This is a genomic window from Acinetobacter sp. 161(2023) (genome assembly GCF_037027805.1).
In the GTDB taxonomy this organism is placed as follows: domain Bacteria; phylum Pseudomonadota; class Gammaproteobacteria; order Pseudomonadales; family Moraxellaceae; genus Acinetobacter.
In genome coordinates this window covers 1-16,218 of sequence record NZ_JAZEYD010000022.1, presented here as the reverse complement: position 1 = coordinate 16,218, position 16,218 = coordinate 1, and the positions used below count along the sequence as shown (strand labels likewise).

At 38.7% G+C, this 16,218-nt stretch carries 13 protein-coding genes; 9 read left to right on the top strand and 4 right to left on the bottom strand.

All coding sequences use genetic code 11. The features are described 5' to 3' along the window. Positions 1 to 28: 28 nt before the first annotated feature. Genes dnaN through cybC form a run of 4 tightly spaced genes read left to right on the top strand, consistent with a single transcriptional unit; the run spans position 29 to position 5,225 of the window. Positions 29 to 1,177 (top strand): DNA polymerase III subunit beta, encoded by a 1,149-nt coding sequence (gene dnaN, locus WA249_RS17640; protein WP_336170646.1) that lies wholly within the window; start codon positions 29 to 31, stop codon positions 1,175 to 1,177. A 14-nt stretch (positions 1,178 to 1,191) separates the two neighbouring features. Continuing rightward, positions 1,192 to 2,274 (top strand): DNA replication/repair protein RecF, encoded by a 1,083-nt coding sequence (gene recF / locus WA249_RS17635; RefSeq protein WP_336170644.1) that lies wholly within the window; start codon positions 1,192 to 1,194, stop codon positions 2,272 to 2,274. A gap of 52 nt (positions 2,275 to 2,326) precedes the next feature. Then, complete coding sequence (gene gyrB / locus WA249_RS17630) at positions 2,327 to 4,795, top strand: DNA topoisomerase (ATP-hydrolyzing) subunit B (RefSeq protein ID WP_336170642.1); 2,469 nt, start codon at positions 2,327 to 2,329, stop codon at positions 4,793 to 4,795. A gap of 37 nt (positions 4,796 to 4,832) precedes the next feature. After that, positions 4,833 to 5,225 carry a cytochrome b562 gene (cybC, locus tag WA249_RS17625; RefSeq protein WP_336170640.1) on the top strand — a complete coding sequence of 131 codons (393 nt, stop codon included), beginning with the start codon at positions 4,833 to 4,835 and terminating at the stop codon, positions 5,223 to 5,225. 89 nt (positions 5,226 to 5,314) lie between these two features. On the opposite strand, the gene WA249_RS17620 is transcribed toward cybC, so the two are convergent. Next, positions 5,315 to 5,872, bottom strand: a complete 558-nt coding sequence (locus WA249_RS17620; RefSeq protein ID WP_336170638.1) for a VTT domain-containing protein — start codon at positions 5,870 to 5,872, stop codon at positions 5,315 to 5,317. 273 nt (positions 5,873 to 6,145) lie between these two features. Beyond that, positions 6,146 to 8,077 carry an ATP-binding cassette domain-containing protein gene (locus tag WA249_RS17615; RefSeq protein WP_336170636.1) on the bottom strand — a complete coding sequence of 644 codons (1,932 nt, stop codon included), beginning with the start codon at positions 8,075 to 8,077 and terminating at the stop codon, positions 6,146 to 6,148. Positions 8,078 to 8,330: 253 nt separating this feature from the next. Here WA249_RS17615 and WA249_RS17610 point away from each other — a divergent pair, with 253 nt between their 5' ends. The 4 genes from WA249_RS17610 (at position 8,331) to erpA (ending at position 12,416) form a co-directional block, all read left to right on the top strand. Next, on the top strand, positions 8,331 to 9,335 hold the full coding sequence (locus tag WA249_RS17610; RefSeq protein WP_336170634.1) for a putative solute-binding protein: 1,005 nt from the start codon (positions 8,331 to 8,333) through the stop codon (positions 9,333 to 9,335). 255 nt (positions 9,336 to 9,590) lie between these two features. After that, positions 9,591 to 10,598: a putative solute-binding protein gene (locus tag WA249_RS17605; protein ID WP_199968729.1), complete on the top strand. Its 1,008-nt coding sequence runs from the start codon at positions 9,591 to 9,593 to the stop codon at positions 10,596 to 10,598. Positions 10,599 to 10,951: 353 nt separating this feature from the next. Further along, entirely contained in the window at positions 10,952 to 11,956 is a 1,005-nt protein-coding gene (locus WA249_RS17600) for a putative solute-binding protein (protein WP_013196508.1), read from the top strand. 124 nt (positions 11,957 to 12,080) lie between these two features. Beyond that, positions 12,081 to 12,416, top strand: coding sequence for an iron-sulfur cluster insertion protein ErpA (erpA, locus tag WA249_RS17595; RefSeq protein ID WP_003656048.1), 336 nt, complete (start codon positions 12,081 to 12,083; stop codon positions 12,414 to 12,416). A 61-nt stretch (positions 12,417 to 12,477) separates the two neighbouring features. Here erpA and WA249_RS17590 read toward each other — a convergent pair whose 3' ends face one another. Then, complete coding sequence (locus WA249_RS17590) at positions 12,478 to 13,320, bottom strand: alpha/beta fold hydrolase (RefSeq protein ID WP_336170631.1); 843 nt, start codon at positions 13,318 to 13,320, stop codon at positions 12,478 to 12,480. Positions 13,321 to 13,447: 127 nt separating this feature from the next. Beyond that, positions 13,448 to 14,575 (bottom strand): anhydro-N-acetylmuramic acid kinase, encoded by a 1,128-nt coding sequence (locus tag WA249_RS17585; RefSeq protein ID WP_336170629.1) that lies wholly within the window; start codon positions 14,573 to 14,575, stop codon positions 13,448 to 13,450. A gap of 61 nt (positions 14,576 to 14,636) precedes the next feature. Here WA249_RS17585 and tyrS point away from each other — a divergent pair, with 61 nt between their 5' ends. Then, complete coding sequence (gene tyrS, locus WA249_RS17580; RefSeq protein ID WP_336170627.1) at positions 14,637 to 15,869, top strand: tyrosine--tRNA ligase; 1,233 nt, start codon at positions 14,637 to 14,639, stop codon at positions 15,867 to 15,869. The last annotated feature ends 349 nt before the right edge of the window (positions 15,870 to 16,218 follow it).

The window sequence follows — 16,218 nt, the reverse complement described above, 5'->3', positions numbered from 1 at the left end:
TTGCTCCAAGTTGCTAGAGGAATGAATCGTGCGTTTGAAAATCGCTAAAGAAAGTTTACTCAATGTTTTATCGCATGTTGTCGGTGCGGTAGAACGTCGTCATACATTGAATATTCTTTCAAACGTCAAAATTCAGACTAATGCTCAGGCGCTCACCATTACGGGTTCTGATCTAGAAGTCGAACTGGTTGCGAGCACTGTTTTAACAGAAGGGGCATGCCTTGAAGCAGGGGAAACCACAGTCCCTGCCCGTAAATTAATGGAAATTTGTAAATCATTGCCTACAGCTGCATTAATTGATTTACAAATTACTGAAGATCAAAGATGTATTTTAAAGTCTGGTAATAGCCGTTTTGTATTAGGGACTTTACCAGCAGAAGATTATCCATTATTGACGACTGAAAATAGTCAAGGTACTCAAGTACAGGTAACCCAACGTGAGTTAAAGCGTTTATTTGAAAAAACTGCTTTTGCGATGGCTGTACAAGATGTTCGTTTCTATTTAACAGGTACTTTATTGGAAATTGATGAAAATCAATTACGTGCAGTAACAACAGATGGTCATCGTTTAGCACTTTGTGAAATTACTGCTTCTTCTACCTCGTCTCAATTGGTTCAGGCCATTGTACCTCGTAAAGCTGTGGGTGAATTACAGCGTTTACTGAGTATTGAAGATGAACAATTAACATTGTTGATTGGTCGCGAATTGCTAAATGTAACCATCAATACCCCAAGTCGTGACAAGGAACAGGGCGATATTACTGTTCGTTTTACTACAAAATTGATCGATGGGAAATTCCCTGATTATCGTCGTGTAATTCCACGTGGTGGCGATAAACATGTATTAATTAGCCATGATGTATTTAAGCAATCATTACAGCGTGTCGCAATTTTGAGTAATGAAAAGTTGCGTGGTGTTTTCTTGAATTTTAATCAGGATTCTTTACAGCTTCGTGCGAATAACCCTGAGCAAGATGAGGCCATTGAAGATTTAGCTATTCAATATCAAAATGTACCGCTCGAAATGTCATTCAATGCGCAATATTTACTTGAAGTATTGGGTGTACTTGATGGCGATGACGTAAATATGAGTATGAGTGAGGCGAATCAGTCAGTTTTGGTTCAAGACCCTGTACATACTGATCAAACTTATGTAGTTATGCCGATGCGTGTATAGTTTGGCTATCTAATATGCATCTTACGCGCTTAAATATCGAACGTGTGCGTAATTTAAAAACGGTTGCACTCCAAGGGTTGCAGCCGTTTAATATATTTTATGGCGCGAACGGTTCTGGAAAAACCTCAATTCTGGAAGCAATTCATTTGCTTGCAACAGGGCGGTCGTTCCGCACCCATATTCCAAAAAATTATATTCAGTATGCTGCCGAAGATGCGATTGTCTTTGCACAGTCTAGTACTGAGAAAATTGGCATGCAAAAATTAGCCTCTGGTGAGCAGTTGATGAAGGTCAATGGCGATACAGTGGCTACCCAAGGCCAACTTGCTAAATTACTTCCTTTGCAGCACCTAGATCCACAAAGTATCGATATTATTGATCATGGGGCAAAACCACGACGCCAACTTCTAGATTGGTTGATGTTCCACGTGGAACCTGAATTTTATTTTGCGTGGCAATATTATTCGCGTGCATTAAAACAGCGTAATACGTTACTTAAAACTAGGCGGAATTTGTCTTTGGCAGATTTAGAGCCTTGGAACAAAATGCTGAGTGATTATGGTGAAATTTTGCACTCTCAGCGCCTAGGTATTGTGGAACAATGGAATGTTTTTTTTCAAAATGATTTGAGTCAATTACTCCCTGATCTTGAAATTGAACTGGAGTACAGTCCAGGTTTTCATACAGAGCAGGGACTCATGCAAGACCTGCTCAATCAACACCAAAAAGACATTGACCGACGGTATACCGAATATGGCCCACATCGAGCAGATTTGCGCTTAAAAACCCCTTATGGCCATGCTGATGTGGTTTTATCAAGAGGTCAGAAAAAACTACTGATTATTGCCTTAAAACTGTCACAAATTGCAATGTTGCATGCGAGTAATAAGGAAACTGTGGTATTATTAGATGATCTGACAGCAGAATTAGACTTAACCGCACAACAACGTTTAATTGAACGATTAAGCCAACTTGGTAGCCAGGTTTTTATGACAACTTTAGATCATGCATCGGTAAAAAAACATTTACATGATTTGTCTATTTCATATCAATTATTCAATGTTGAATCCGGTCAAGTTAGTCTTGCTTCACCATAATTTTTTGATGTTACCCATCTTTGAATAAACCTATATTTGCTAGGGAGAAACCATGAGTTCAGAGTCTCAATCAGCCTCTCAAACAGAACAAACCAATGAAAAGGCTTATGATTCCTCTAGTATTAAAGTATTACGTGGATTAGATGCAGTTCGTAAACGTCCGGGTATGTATATTGGGGATACAGACGACGGTACTGGTTTACACCATATGGTATTCGAGGTAGTCGATAACGCAATCGATGAAGCTTTAGCGGGTCATTGTGATGAAATTATCGTCACTATTCATGAAGATGAATCAGTAAGCGTTTCGGATAATGGCCGTGGTATTCCAACCGATATTCACCCTGAAGAAGGTGTTTCTGCGGCGGAAGTAATTCTTACCATTCTGCACGCAGGCGGTAAGTTTGATGACAACAGCTATAAGGTTTCAGGTGGTTTACACGGCGTAGGTGTTTCTGTAGTAAACGCACTTTCGAGTAAATTACATTTAATGATTTCTCGTGCTGGTCAAGTGCATGAGCAAGAATATCAACACGGTGATCCGCAATATCCATTACGTGTGATTGGTGAAACGGATAAGAGTGGTACAACCGTACGTTTTTGGCCAAGTGAATTAACATTTACCCAAACCATTTTTAACGTAGAAATTCTAGCGCGTCGTTTACGTGAGCTTTCATTCTTAAACGCGGGCGTACGTATTGTATTACGCGATGAACGTATTAACCTTGAACATGTATATGACTACGAAGGTGGATTATCTGAGTTTGTAAAATACATTAACGAAGGTAAAACGCATCTGAATGAGATTTTCCATTTTACTGCGGATACAGATAACGGTATTGGTGTAGAAGTAGCTTTGCAGTGGAATGAAAGTTATCAAGAAAACGTTCGTTGTTTTACCAATAACATTCCTCAAAAAGATGGCGGTAGCCATTTAGCTGGTTTCCGTGCAGCTTTGACGCGTGGTTTAAACCAATATCTTGAAAATGAAAATATTCTCAAGAAAGAAAAAGTCAATGTAACGGGCGACGATGCACGTGAAGGTTTAACCGCTATTATTTCGGTAAAAGTGCCTGATCCTAAGTTCTCATCTCAAACCAAAGAAAAACTGGTATCGAGTGAAGTAAAACCTGCTGTCGAGCAAGCAATGAACAAAGAGTTCTCTGCTTACTTACTTGAAAACCCGCAAGCTGCAAAGTCAATTGCCGGTAAGATTATTGATGCTGCACGTGCGCGTGATGCTGCACGTAAAGCGCGTGAAATGACGCGTCGTAAGAGTGCACTTGATATTGCTGGTTTACCAGGAAAATTGGCAGATTGTCAGGAAAAAGATCCAGCACTTTCTGAATTATATCTTGTCGAGGGTGACTCTGCGGGTGGTAGTGCCAAGCAAGGTCGTAACCGTAAAATGCAGGCTATTTTGCCGTTGAAAGGTAAAATCCTGAACGTTGAACGTGCACGCTTTGACAAAATGATTTCTAGTCAGGAAGTGGGTACTTTAATTACTGCTCTCGGCTGTGGTATTGGCCGTGAAGAATATAATCCTGACAAGCTGCGTTATCATAAAATCATTATCATGACCGATGCTGACGTTGATGGTTCGCACATTCGAACTTTGTTGTTAACGTTCTTCTTCCGTCAAATGCCAGAATTGGTTGAGCGTGGGTATATCTATATTGCACAGCCGCCTTTATACAAATTGAAAAAAGGTAAGCAGGAACAATACATCAAAGATAATGATGCATTGGAAAATTATTTAATTTCAAATGCGATTGATGAGCTATCTTTGCATACCAATGCTGAAGCACCATCAATTACAGGTGAAGCACTTGCTAAAGTCATTCAGGATTATCAAGTTTCGCAAAAGAGCTTACAGCGCTTAACGTTACGTTATCCAGCTAGCTTACTAGATGCTTTACTTGAAGTGGAAGCATTCAAGAGCGATCAAAATCATGATCAGGCTTATGTACAACAATGGGCTGATCAGGTAAAAGATATCATTACAAGATTACAGCCAAGTTTACGTCCAGAAATTACCCTAGAGTCATTTGAGCGTGAAAATGCTCAGGGTGAAAAATCTGCGCATTATTGGCCGCGTATTACTGTATATGTTCATAACCTTCCACATGCATATTTGCTTGATGCAGGTTTATTGAACTCAGCTGAGTATGCTCGTTTGCTGAAAAACTCGAAGAGTTGGTTCAGTTTGCTTGAAGATGGCGCTTATTTACAAAAAGGTGATCGCCGTATTCAAGTGGCTAACTTCCATCAAGTTTGGCAGCATATTTTGCAAGATTCGCGCCGCGGGATGATGATCCAGCGCTATAAAGGTCTTGGTGAGATGAATGCTGAACAGCTTTGGGAAACCACAATGGACCCTGACAACCGTCATATGTTACAGGTAACTATTGACGATGCGATTGAAGCAGATCGTATGTTCTCTTGCTTAATGGGTGATGACGTTGAACCACGTCGTGCATTCATTGAAGAGAATGCTTTAAATGCAGATATTGATGCTTAATTCAAAACATGATTCTAAATCAGTCTAGGGAGAGAAGATGATGGGTCAAAAAATTTTAGCAAGTATGCTGATTTCATGTGCGGCTTTAGTGAGTCATTCTGCATTTGCAGCAGATTTAGAAGCCGACATGAAAACTTTAGCAAAGAGCACAAAAGCTTTTGCTGAAGCGAAAAATCTTAATAATGCAAAACAGCAGCTTGTGATTATGCGTCAGGCAGCAGTATCTTCGAAACACTCTTTACCTCATAAATTAGAAGGTTTACCACCAGAAAATGTACAGGTAAAGCAATATCAAGCAGGTTTAGATCAACTAGTTACTGAAATTGATCGAATTACAGTGTTGGTTGATAAGGGTCAATTAGACCAAGCAAAAACGGAAGCAATCAATTTGGTTAATATCCGTAATGAAAACCATAAAAAATTTAGATAGATTAATTTTGATCTAAATAAAATAAAGGGAATGATTGATTCATTCCCTTTATTTTTTAGTTCACTTGAGTTTATTAAATTTGAAAAAGATTAATTTTCTACTAAATCTGTAACCTGAATGAGCGCATGGCCAAATAGATAGCCCGCTGTTAAAAGAATGCAGATCCACAAAATAGCACCAACTACATTATAGATTAAAAATTTTCCATAACTCATATTGCTAGAGCCAGCAGCTAATGGTGCAAAAGAACGTGCAAAAGGAATAAATCGTGCCAGAAGAATGGTTTTTCCGCCGTGTTGCAAGAAATAACGGTTAGTTTTATTTAAATACTCTTTCTTAATAAAACGTGACTTTGCTTCAAAAATACGATTGCCAAAATGACGACCAATAGAGTAGTTCACAATATAACCTAGCGTGGCTGCAACGGTAAGTAACGTAATCATATAACCCAAGTGCATCATTTCAATCACTGAGCACAGCGCTCCTACTGTTAGAAGTAAGCTATCTCCAGGTAAAAAGAACATAAACACAAAAGCTGTTTCAGAAAAAATAATTAAAAAGAGTATGGCATAGACCCATGCGCCATACTCCTGAATTAAAATAGGTAAAAATTGTTCAAAATTAGTAATAAAATCAATAAAATTCATTCAGTTTGTCTGATCCCGAATTAAATACCTACTCAAGAAGGGTAAAACGAAGTTACAGAATTTAGTTAAATTATCTGTGTATGGCAACCCTTAAGATGTAGCTTAAGTTTTATATGTTATCAAATTTGAATCTATCTCAAAAATTTAACAGTTCAATTAAAGCAGTTGGTCTTCACTCAAATTTTCTGATGTAATCAAAAATATATGCTTTATTTTTAATACTAGCAAAAAAGCCAGTTCCAGCACGCAGTGAGCGTGGAACTGGCAAGATAATTAGTTTTCGAACGAAGCTTCCATTTCTTCCAACTCCATCATGAGTTCTAAAAGCTGCTCTTCATGTTGCTCAAGTTTAGCCTTCAGCTCAGTCTGCTCATTCATAAGCTTGAGTAAATCATCCTTACGTGTAGCCTCATATAACGTTGTGTCTGCCAAAGATTCTTCAATTTTAGCAAGCTGCGTTTGAAGCTTCTCAATTTGAGACTCAACTTTTTCAATATTTTTACGAATAGGTCGCGTTTGTTCACGACGGCGAGCTGCTTCTTTACGCTGCGCCTCTTTATCGACTTTAGAGGGGGCAGGAGCGGCAGAGGAAGAATTATTCTGTGCCACAGCAGTTTGAGCATTGATGAGTTGCTGACGTGCTTCACGTAGCCATTTAGCATAATCATGTAAATCACCTTCAAACTCGGTACATTTACCACCGTGCACTAAAAGAAGCTCGTCACAAACACTTGCAATGAGTTGACGTTCGTGGGAAACCAGTACGACAGCACCTTCAAAGTCTTGTAATGCCATGCTCAATGCATGACGCATATCAAGATCTAAATGGTTCGTCGGTTCATCTAGAATTAAAACATTTGGACGCTGCCATACAATTAGTGCGAGGGCCAAACGAGCGCGCTCTCCACCAGAAAAGGTTTCACATGGCGTATCCATGCGTTCACCACTAAAGCCAAAACTACCTAAAAAAGAACGTAAAGTCGCTTCACTAATTTGTTTACCTGCTAAACGGGCAATTTGTAACATTGGAGTAGCATGGCCATCTAAAGCATCCATTTGGTGCTGGGCAAAGTAACCAATATTAAGTAACTCTGACGCCTTGCGTTCACCAGCTAAGAGCGGTAAATCACCCACTAAGCTCTTAATTAAGGTTGATTTACCTGCGCCGTTCATACCAAGTAAACCAATACGAGAGGTTGGTGTAATTTGTAATCTGATTTTCTCGGCGATTTGTTTATCGCCATAACCAATGCTGGCATTGTCTAAAGTCAGTAACGGCGAACTCATTTTGGTTGGTTCACGGAAACTAAAAGTAAAAGGTGTATCAATATGAGCTGGAGCGAGCTCTTGCATGCGCTCAAGTTGTTTAATTCGACTTTGTGCCTGACGAGCTTTAGTCGCTTTTGCTTTAAAACGGTCAATAAATTTTTGTAGGTGAGCACGTGTTTCTTGTTGCTTCTCAAAAGCTTGTTGCTGCTGAGCAAGACGTTCACTACGCGTGGTTTCAAATGTAGAGTAATTTCCGGTGTAAAGGGTGAGCTCCTGATTTTCTATATGCAGAATATGATCTGTAATCGCATCTAAAAAGTCGCGGTCATGCGAAATTAAAATGAGTGTACCTTCATAGGCTTTAAGCCAATCTTCTAACCACAAGATTGCATCCAAGTCTAAGTGGTTTGTTGGTTCATCTAGTAATAATAAATCTGAACGGCTCATGAGGGTACGCGCCAAATTTAAGCGCATTCGCCATCCACCAGAGAAACTCTCAACGTTTAAGCGCAATTGATTTTCTAGAAAACCAAGACCAGCCATGAGTTGAGCAGCTTTAGATGGTGCTGAATAACCATGAATCTCATCAAATCGACCATGCAATTTAGCCAATTCAAAGTCACTTAGTTGATCTGGTTGAGCAAGCTTATTTTGAATATCCCAAAATTCTTCATCACCTGAAAGAACAAAATCAATTGCAGGCATATCTAAGGCTTTTATCTCTTGCGCCATATGCGCTACGGTCCAGCCTGAAGGACGAGTAAGTGAACCTTCATCGGCACCTAAACTCCCAAGTAATGCAGCAAATAACGTCGATTTACCTGCACCATTTACACCAGTTAGACCAATCTTCCAACCTGGGTGTAATTGCATAGACGCTTTTTGAAATAAAATACGTCCACCGCGGCGTAAAGAAACTTGGTCAAATTGAATCATCTTATTGTATCGAGGTGAGTGAGGGATGCTGTATTTTAAAGACAACTGCCGATGAAAACAAAATATTCCGGATTTTAGTGAGTCACAGTCAATAATTGCATGTATTAATATAGGCTAGATTTCGCTATTCATCCGAAATTTTCAAAATATTGAACAAGATAGAACATATTTAAAAAAATATGACTAAAATAAAAACAGTTTAAAATTTGGTTGATTAATGAGCTATTAATAAAACTAGACTAAGGAAAGTCAAATGAAAAAAAGATTGGGGATAGTTAGTGCAGTATTTTACTGTGCTATGGGGACAGCACATGCGGGACAAAATGTGTGTGTATTTGATTTATTAGGTAAGTCAGGTGAATCCTATAAATTGATGGAGGAGTGGGCACTTGCAGCCAAAAGTTGGCAAGCTGATATCACCTTAATTCCATTTCAAGATGAAGGTTTGGTTGACCGTAGGCTACGTGAAGGCAAATGTGATGCCGCTTATATGACTTCCATGCGGGCGAGAAATTACAATAAATTTGCAGGTTCTATCGATGCGATTGGTGGGGTAACCAGTAATGCAATTGCCCAAAAAGCAATTAGCTATGTTCTCGATAAACGCAATAAACATCGCATGGTGACTGCACAAAATGGAACAAATTACGAAGTCGTTGGTATTGTGCAGATTGGGTTGGCGTATTTATTTGTAAGAGATAAAAACCTCAACTCAATTGAAAAAGTACGTGGGACTAAATTTGCTATTTTGCAATATGACGCAGCACAGAAAATTATGGTTGAAAGTGTTGGGGCAAAACCCATTCCTTCTGAAATTACTGATTTTGTGAAAAAGTTTAATAGTGGACAAGTCGATGCAATTGCTGCACCAGCTTATGCTTATAAACCCTTAGAGATAGGCAAAGGAATTGGAACGAAAGGGGCTATGTTTACTTTTCCTGTCGTGAATGTCACTGGTGATTTAATTACGAGAAATGACAAGTTTCCAGTCGATTTTGGAATAAAGTCGCGTGATTGGTTTATACAAAAACTACCTCAGAACTTTGCCATGATCAAACGGCTAGAAATGGGTGTACCCTCAAAAATTAAAATGAATTTTTCAGCCGAAGATAAAATTAAATATCAAAAAATTTTACGTGAAGGTCGCCTCATCTTAACAAAACAGGGTGTATATGATGCGACTATGATGAGTGTACTTAAGCGTGCTCGCTGTACAGTCGAACGGACAAATTTTGAATGTACACTTAATGGAGAGTAGCTTATTTTTTAAACACAAAAACGCTACATATATTTCAAATCTGAATATGGGTATGAAAATTGTGAATATAAAAAGTAACTTACGGAAACTTAGTGATTTTTACTACTAATAAATAATTTAAATTGAACAAACAATGGTTCAATTAGATAAAAATATTTGAGTAAAAGCTCTATTTTTTTCTAAAAAACATGATTAATATCTGTCTTTGAAAGGAAACTTCAAACAAAAAATCTATTCCGTGGAAGGATGAAGAAAATGAAAAAAATCGTACTTGCTATGGCTGCCGCTTCTGTTGTTGGTTTTTCTGCTTCAGCGCAAGCAGCGAGTACCGTGTGTGTATTCGACCTCTTAGGAAAAGCAGGCGACTCATATAAAATGATGGAAGAATGGGCTCTAGCTGCAAAAGGCTGGGGTACTGAAATTAACTTGGTACCTCGTCAGGACGAGGCTGTTGCTGATAATGATTTTAAAGCGGGTAAATGTGATGCTGTAGCAATGACAGCAATGCGTGCACGCCAATATAACAAATTCGCAGGATCTATCGACTCACTCGGCGGTGTTCCAAATAACCAAATCGCTCAACGTGCAATTACTTATGTATTAGATGCGCGTAATGCAGCAAAAATGACCACAAATATGGGTGGTAAAAAATACGAAGTTGCTGGTATTTCTCCGCTAGGTTCAGCATTCATTTTCGTACGTGACAAAAACATCAACTCTGTTGAAAAAGCTGCGGGTAAAAAATTCGCCGTGTTAGGTTATGACGATGCACAAAAAATTATGGTGCAACGTGTAGGTGCTCAAGCAGTTCTTTCTGATATTTCAAACTTTGCTGCGAAATTTAATAATGGTCAAGTAGATATGGTTGGTGCGCCTGCCTATGCTTACAAACCATTAGAGTTAAATAAAGGTTTGGGTGCAAACGGTGTAATGTGGAACTTCCCTGTATTACACGTTACAGCAGATCTTGTATTACGTTCTGATAAATTCCCAGCAGGTTTTGGTCAAAAATCTCGTGACTGGTTCGTTAAACAGTTACCTAAGAACTTGGCAATGATCAATCGCTTAGAAGCACAAATTCCTGGCAAATACAAAATGAACTTAAGTGCAGAAGACAAACTTAAGTATCAAAAAATGTTGCGTGATGGCCGTATGGACTTAACTAAACGCGGTGTTTATGATGCAGGAATGATGTCTGTATTGAAAAAAGCACGTTGTTCTGTAGACAAGGCTAACTTTGAATGTTCAATGCCTGGTGAATAACCTTAATTTCTCTCAAAAAGCCTAGACTTAGTTCTAGGCTTTTTGTTTTGTATATGCTGTCAATTCTGCCATTGTGGATAACTACAAAGACGTTAAGCTAAATTTAGATAAAAACTTCATAAGGAAACATGAAGGTATAAAAATGGATCAAGGACTTGAGTGATTAAAATAATTGCTAATAGGTAGGTCAACCGCTATCTATTTTTCATGGAAATAAAATCATAAAAGTAAAATGGATTCGTAAAAATATCTTCAATATGATTTTTATATGAGGCCTATCCGATTCATACCTGATCGGTGTGAAATTTCTTGGTATCGAAAAACAAAAACTCCACAAGGAAAGGAAAAAGAATATGCAATTTTCCAAAATGCTATTACTTGCAATGGGACTTACTACAGTTTCTTTTGCAGCTCAGGCTAAACAAACAGTATGTGTTTTTGACTTCGTTGGTAAAAATGGCGATGTCTATGCACTGATGAAGGATTATCAACTTGCTGCTAAAAACTGGGGAGCTGATATCGAACTTAAAGTAAACCAGAATGAAGCCGTGATTGCTGAAGATTTTAAAGCTGGCAAATGTGATGGTATTAGTGTGTCAGGTATGCGTGGCCGTCAATTTAACTCATTTACTGGGTCATTAGACGCGATCGGGGCCATTCCTGACCTGAAGCTTGCTGTAAAAATAATGCAAGGTTTAGCGAGTCCAACTTTTAGTAAATATATGGTTAATGGTCGCTATGAGGTTGTCGGTGTTATTCCAGTTGGTGATGCTTATCTTCTAGTAAACGATCGCAGTATCAATACAGTAGCGAAAGCCGCAGGTAAGAAAATTGCTGTTCTTGACTATGATGAAGCACAAAAAATTATGGTTCAGCAGGTCGGGGCACAGGCAGTTAGTGCTGACGTCACAAATTTCGGTGCGAAATTTAATAACCATCAAGTTGATATTATTGGTGCGCCAGCAGCAGCATTTAAGCCTTTAGAGCTACAAAAAGGTTTAGGAACAAAAGGTGCGATCGTGAACTATCCGATCTTACAGGTCACAGGAAATATTATTATCCGTCCTGATAAGTTCCCAGCTGGTTTTGGTCAGAAATCTAGAGAATGGGTTTCAGGTCAGCTACCACGTGCCTTTACCATCTTGGGTAAAATGAAAGCTGATATTCCGCAAAAATACTGGATGGATGTTCCAGCAGCAGATAAACCAGGTTACCAAAAGCTTATGCGGGAGTCTCGAATTAACCTTACACAACGTGGTGTGTACGATAAGCGTATGATGAAACTACTGTGGCAATTCCGTTGTAAGCAAGATGCTAAAAACTTTGAATGTGGCTTACAGGACGAGAATTACAAATAATCTTGATAAAAATACTCAAGATTCGCTTTAAACTTCGAAGACAGACCCTATATTGATTATGCTATACTCAATATAGGGTCTTTTTTATTTTGAAAGGCACAGCAAAATCCGAGGAACAATCATCATGAATGCCCAAGCTCTAGTTTTGACAGATAATGCTGCCAATAAGGTACGCCAACTCCGTGATAGTGAAGGGAATGACGATCTCATGTTACGTGTATATGTAACAGGAGGCGGGTGTTCAGGATTTTCGTATGGCTTCAATTTTGCTGAAAGCGTAAATGAAGATGATGCAGAATTCGTAAATGGCGATGTAAAAATGCTTGTTGACTCACTTAGCTATCAATATTTAATTGGCTCAGTAGTTGACTATGTAGAAGGTCTTGAAGGGTCGCGTTTTATTATCCAAAACCCGAATGCGACAACAACATGTGGTTGTGGTTCTTCGTTCTCGATTTAAAAAGAATTTTAAAATTAAAAAAACCTCTCTATTTTGAGAGGTTTTTTTATTGGTCAAATCATTATTTTTCACTGATAGATTCTAAAAAGTATTGAACCAGTTCAGGTGCATTCTGATATGGAATCCAATGCGATGCATCCATAAAAACTACGTTATAACTATTTTTAAAATAATGTGAGTTTAGCTCGGCACTTTTCTCTGTAACGGCAATATCATGTTTACCCCAAATAAAAAGAGTAGGAACATCTATTGCTTTAAAAGGATTTTGAGGCTTGTCCCAAAAAAAGCCACGATACCAATTCAATGCCGTAGTTAATCTATTTTCTTCTATAAACTCAGCCTCGAATATCGCAATTTGCTCTTCGGTCATACCTGATGACTTAAGAAACTTACGGCCCAATTTAGGTATCTTTTTAAATAAAAGTTCGGGCAGAATCGGTAGCTGAAAAATTGCAAAATAATAAGATTTAAAAAGTTGTCTGCTGCTTAAACAAGCTTTTAAAAAAGCAGCTTGATGGGGCACAGAAACTAAAGTGAGATGCTGAATATATTGTGGATACTTCATCGTAACACCCGAGGCAATTGCCGAGCCCCAGTCGTGCCCAATTAAATAAACTGGCTGACCAAGCTGCTCAATGAAACTGGCCACATCTTCTACAAGTTCACTCAATGAATATTGAAATCGGCTTTGAGGCCTAGCATTTAAACTATAACCGCGTTGATGGATCGCAAGCGTTCTAAATTGATGTTGATGCAATAACTCTGAGGTTTGCTCCCAACTATGAGCAGTTTCTGGAAAACCATGCAATAAAACAACGAGTGGACCATCTATAGGGCCTGAATCAATTACATCGAATGTCCAAGCCCCACGTGTGTATTGATGAATACGTTTGGTCAGATCCATACAAATATGCCTTAAATTATTTTTGTCGGCATTTATCATGAGTTTTTATGCTCATTTAAATAACAGCATTTCGGGTCAGTAAATGTGTTATGAGGTCGAATCTGACCAATCAATCAATAAGTAGTTTTTATACTACTGTGATTGTACCTAAAATTCTGAAATCCGAAGCACCTGTTACTGCAGGCAAATTACCACTTAAACCATTTACAAAGCGCATTGCTAACCATGCAAATGCTGTAGCCTCGACCCAAGTAGGGGAAAGCCCTAAAACATCTGTAGGTTGAACAGACCAATTATGCTTACGAAGACGCCAGCGTAATTGTTCTAATAAATAAGAGTTATAAGCACCACCACCACATACATATACTTCACCTGTTTCCATCTCAGAGCGATAAATCGCTTTTTGAATAGCACGCACAGTAAGCTTTAATAGGGTAGCTTGGATGTTTTCAGGTGTATCTTCTAACTCATCATAAGTTAAATCATTTCGCCAATCGATTAACTGATCATCTAACCAGTCAATATTAAAGTCTTCACGACCTGTGCTCTTAGGGGGTTCTTTAGAAAAATACTCATGCGCATGAAGACGGTCGAGTAAAGAGCGAATAGGATGACCATAGGCAGCCCAGTCACCATTTTCATCATATGGATGACCTGTATGGCGATGACACCAAGCATCCATCAAAATATTTGCAGGACCTGTATCAAAACCAAATACGCCGTCAGCATTATTGGCAGGCAACATACTCACATTGGCAATACCACCCAAATTCAAAATCACACGATGAATACTTGGATGTTGAAATAATGCTTGATGGAAAGCTGGAACTAATGGTGCGCCTTGACCGCCTGCTGCCATATCTCTACGACGGAAATCTGAAACAACCGGAATCTGAGTGATTTCAGTAATGATGTTGGGATCGCCAATTTGTAGCGTAAATCCATGTTCTGGGCGGTGACGAATGGTTTGCCCGTGAGACCCAATTGCTTTTATTTGGCTACGATCTAACTGGTTTTTTTCAATGAGAGTATTAATCCCATGACCAGTCATCTTCGCTAGAGCAACGTCAGCTTTACCCATACGGTCAATTTCATTGTCATCAGGTAAAGTTAACGACATAAGCTCATCACGTAACTCGGGTTCAAATGGAACTGTAAGAGTGGCATGAAGCTGTAGTGGCTCAAATGAAGCCGCAACAATATCTACACCATCCATACTAGTGCCAGTCATTACGCCGATATAGATTGCGCTCATATGCAACTTCCCCTGCAAGACGCTGAAAAAATGTTAGTATATCGCACAAATTGAATAACTGATGTGTTTAGGTTTTGTGATGTCAAATTTCTTGCCCGCCGAAGAACAGCTTGCCCTCATCCAACGAGGCACGCACGAAATTATTTCAGAAGAAGATTTACTGAAAAAGCTCAAAGAGAATCGTCCTCTTAAAATTAAAGCTGGTTTCGACCCTACAGCACCAGATTTACATTTAGGACATACGGTTCTTATTAACAAACTAAAAACTTTCCAAGATTTGGGCCATGAAGTTACCTTCTTGATTGGTGACTATACAGCTATGATCGGTGACCCAACTGGTAAAAGCGCAACTCGTCCGCCGTTGTCACGTGAACAAGTAGAAGCCAACGCTAAAACGTATCAAGAACAAGTTTTCAAAATATTAGATCCGAATAAAACAAAAGTACGTTTCAACTCAGAATGGTTTAATCAAAAGTCTGCTGCTGACCTTATTCAGCTAGCAAGCCAGCAAACCGTATCTCGCATGTTAGAGCGTGATGACTTTACTAAGCGCTATAGCAACCATCAGCCAATTGCAATCCATGAGTTTTTATATCCTTTAGTTCAAGGTTATGACTCTATTGCACTTGAAGCTGACGTTGAGTTAGGTGGTACAGACCAGACCTTTAACTTACTTATGGGTCGTACTTTACAAAGCCGTTATGGCCAAGAGTCGCAAGTGTGTATCACTGTACCGATTCTAGAGGGTTTAGATGGCGTAAATAAAATGTCTAAATCTTTAGCTAACTATATTGGTGTGTTTGATACACCAGGGGCTATGTACCAAAAAGTTTTATCAATGCCTGATTCTTTAATTGAACGCTATTTCGATTTACTCAGCTTTAAATCTCTAGATGAGATCAAAACTTTATTAGATGAAATTGCTGCTGGTCGTAATCCACAAGAAGTAAAACGTATTCTTGCACTTGAGCTAGTTGAGCGCTTCCATGATGCAGAAGCTGCCACTAATGCCCATAAAAGTGCTGGTAACGTTATTACAGAAGGTGAAGTACCAGAAGACACTCCAGAAGTGACTATTTCACGTGGTGAGTTTGGTGGGGAAATCTTTATTGCCACGATTCTACGTGTAGCTGGTCTAAATCCAAATGCTGCAGCTGCAAAAGATGCTGTATCTCGCGGTGCAGTAAAAGTTGACTGGAATGCTGTTGATGCAGGTTTCTCTGTAAAAGAAAACGGTACTTTCATTATCCAGTCAGGTAAAAAAGCAATTGCACGTGTAACGTTCACTGACTAAGAATGTTCTGTAGTGATAAAAAGCAGGAGTAATCCTGCTTTTTTTATTTAAGGATCACAAAAAATAATTCAACGTTCCACGTGGAACAATCTATAGATCAGTAATAATGAAAAGTAATTAAAGCAAATAAGAAGATAGAGAGAAATATAGTTGGGGAGTAGAGCATTTGCTCTAATATATCTTTGGAATCGAAAATACTATATATGCCTATAACCTCTATAAGAAGACATCTAAAATCTAAGATGAACGTATTTTTCCAAAATAAAAATTAATAAAAGTAGTGGAAATGCCTAAAAAAAAGGCATATATATGACTTTTTTCACAAAATAGAAGAAAAAATCGGCACTCA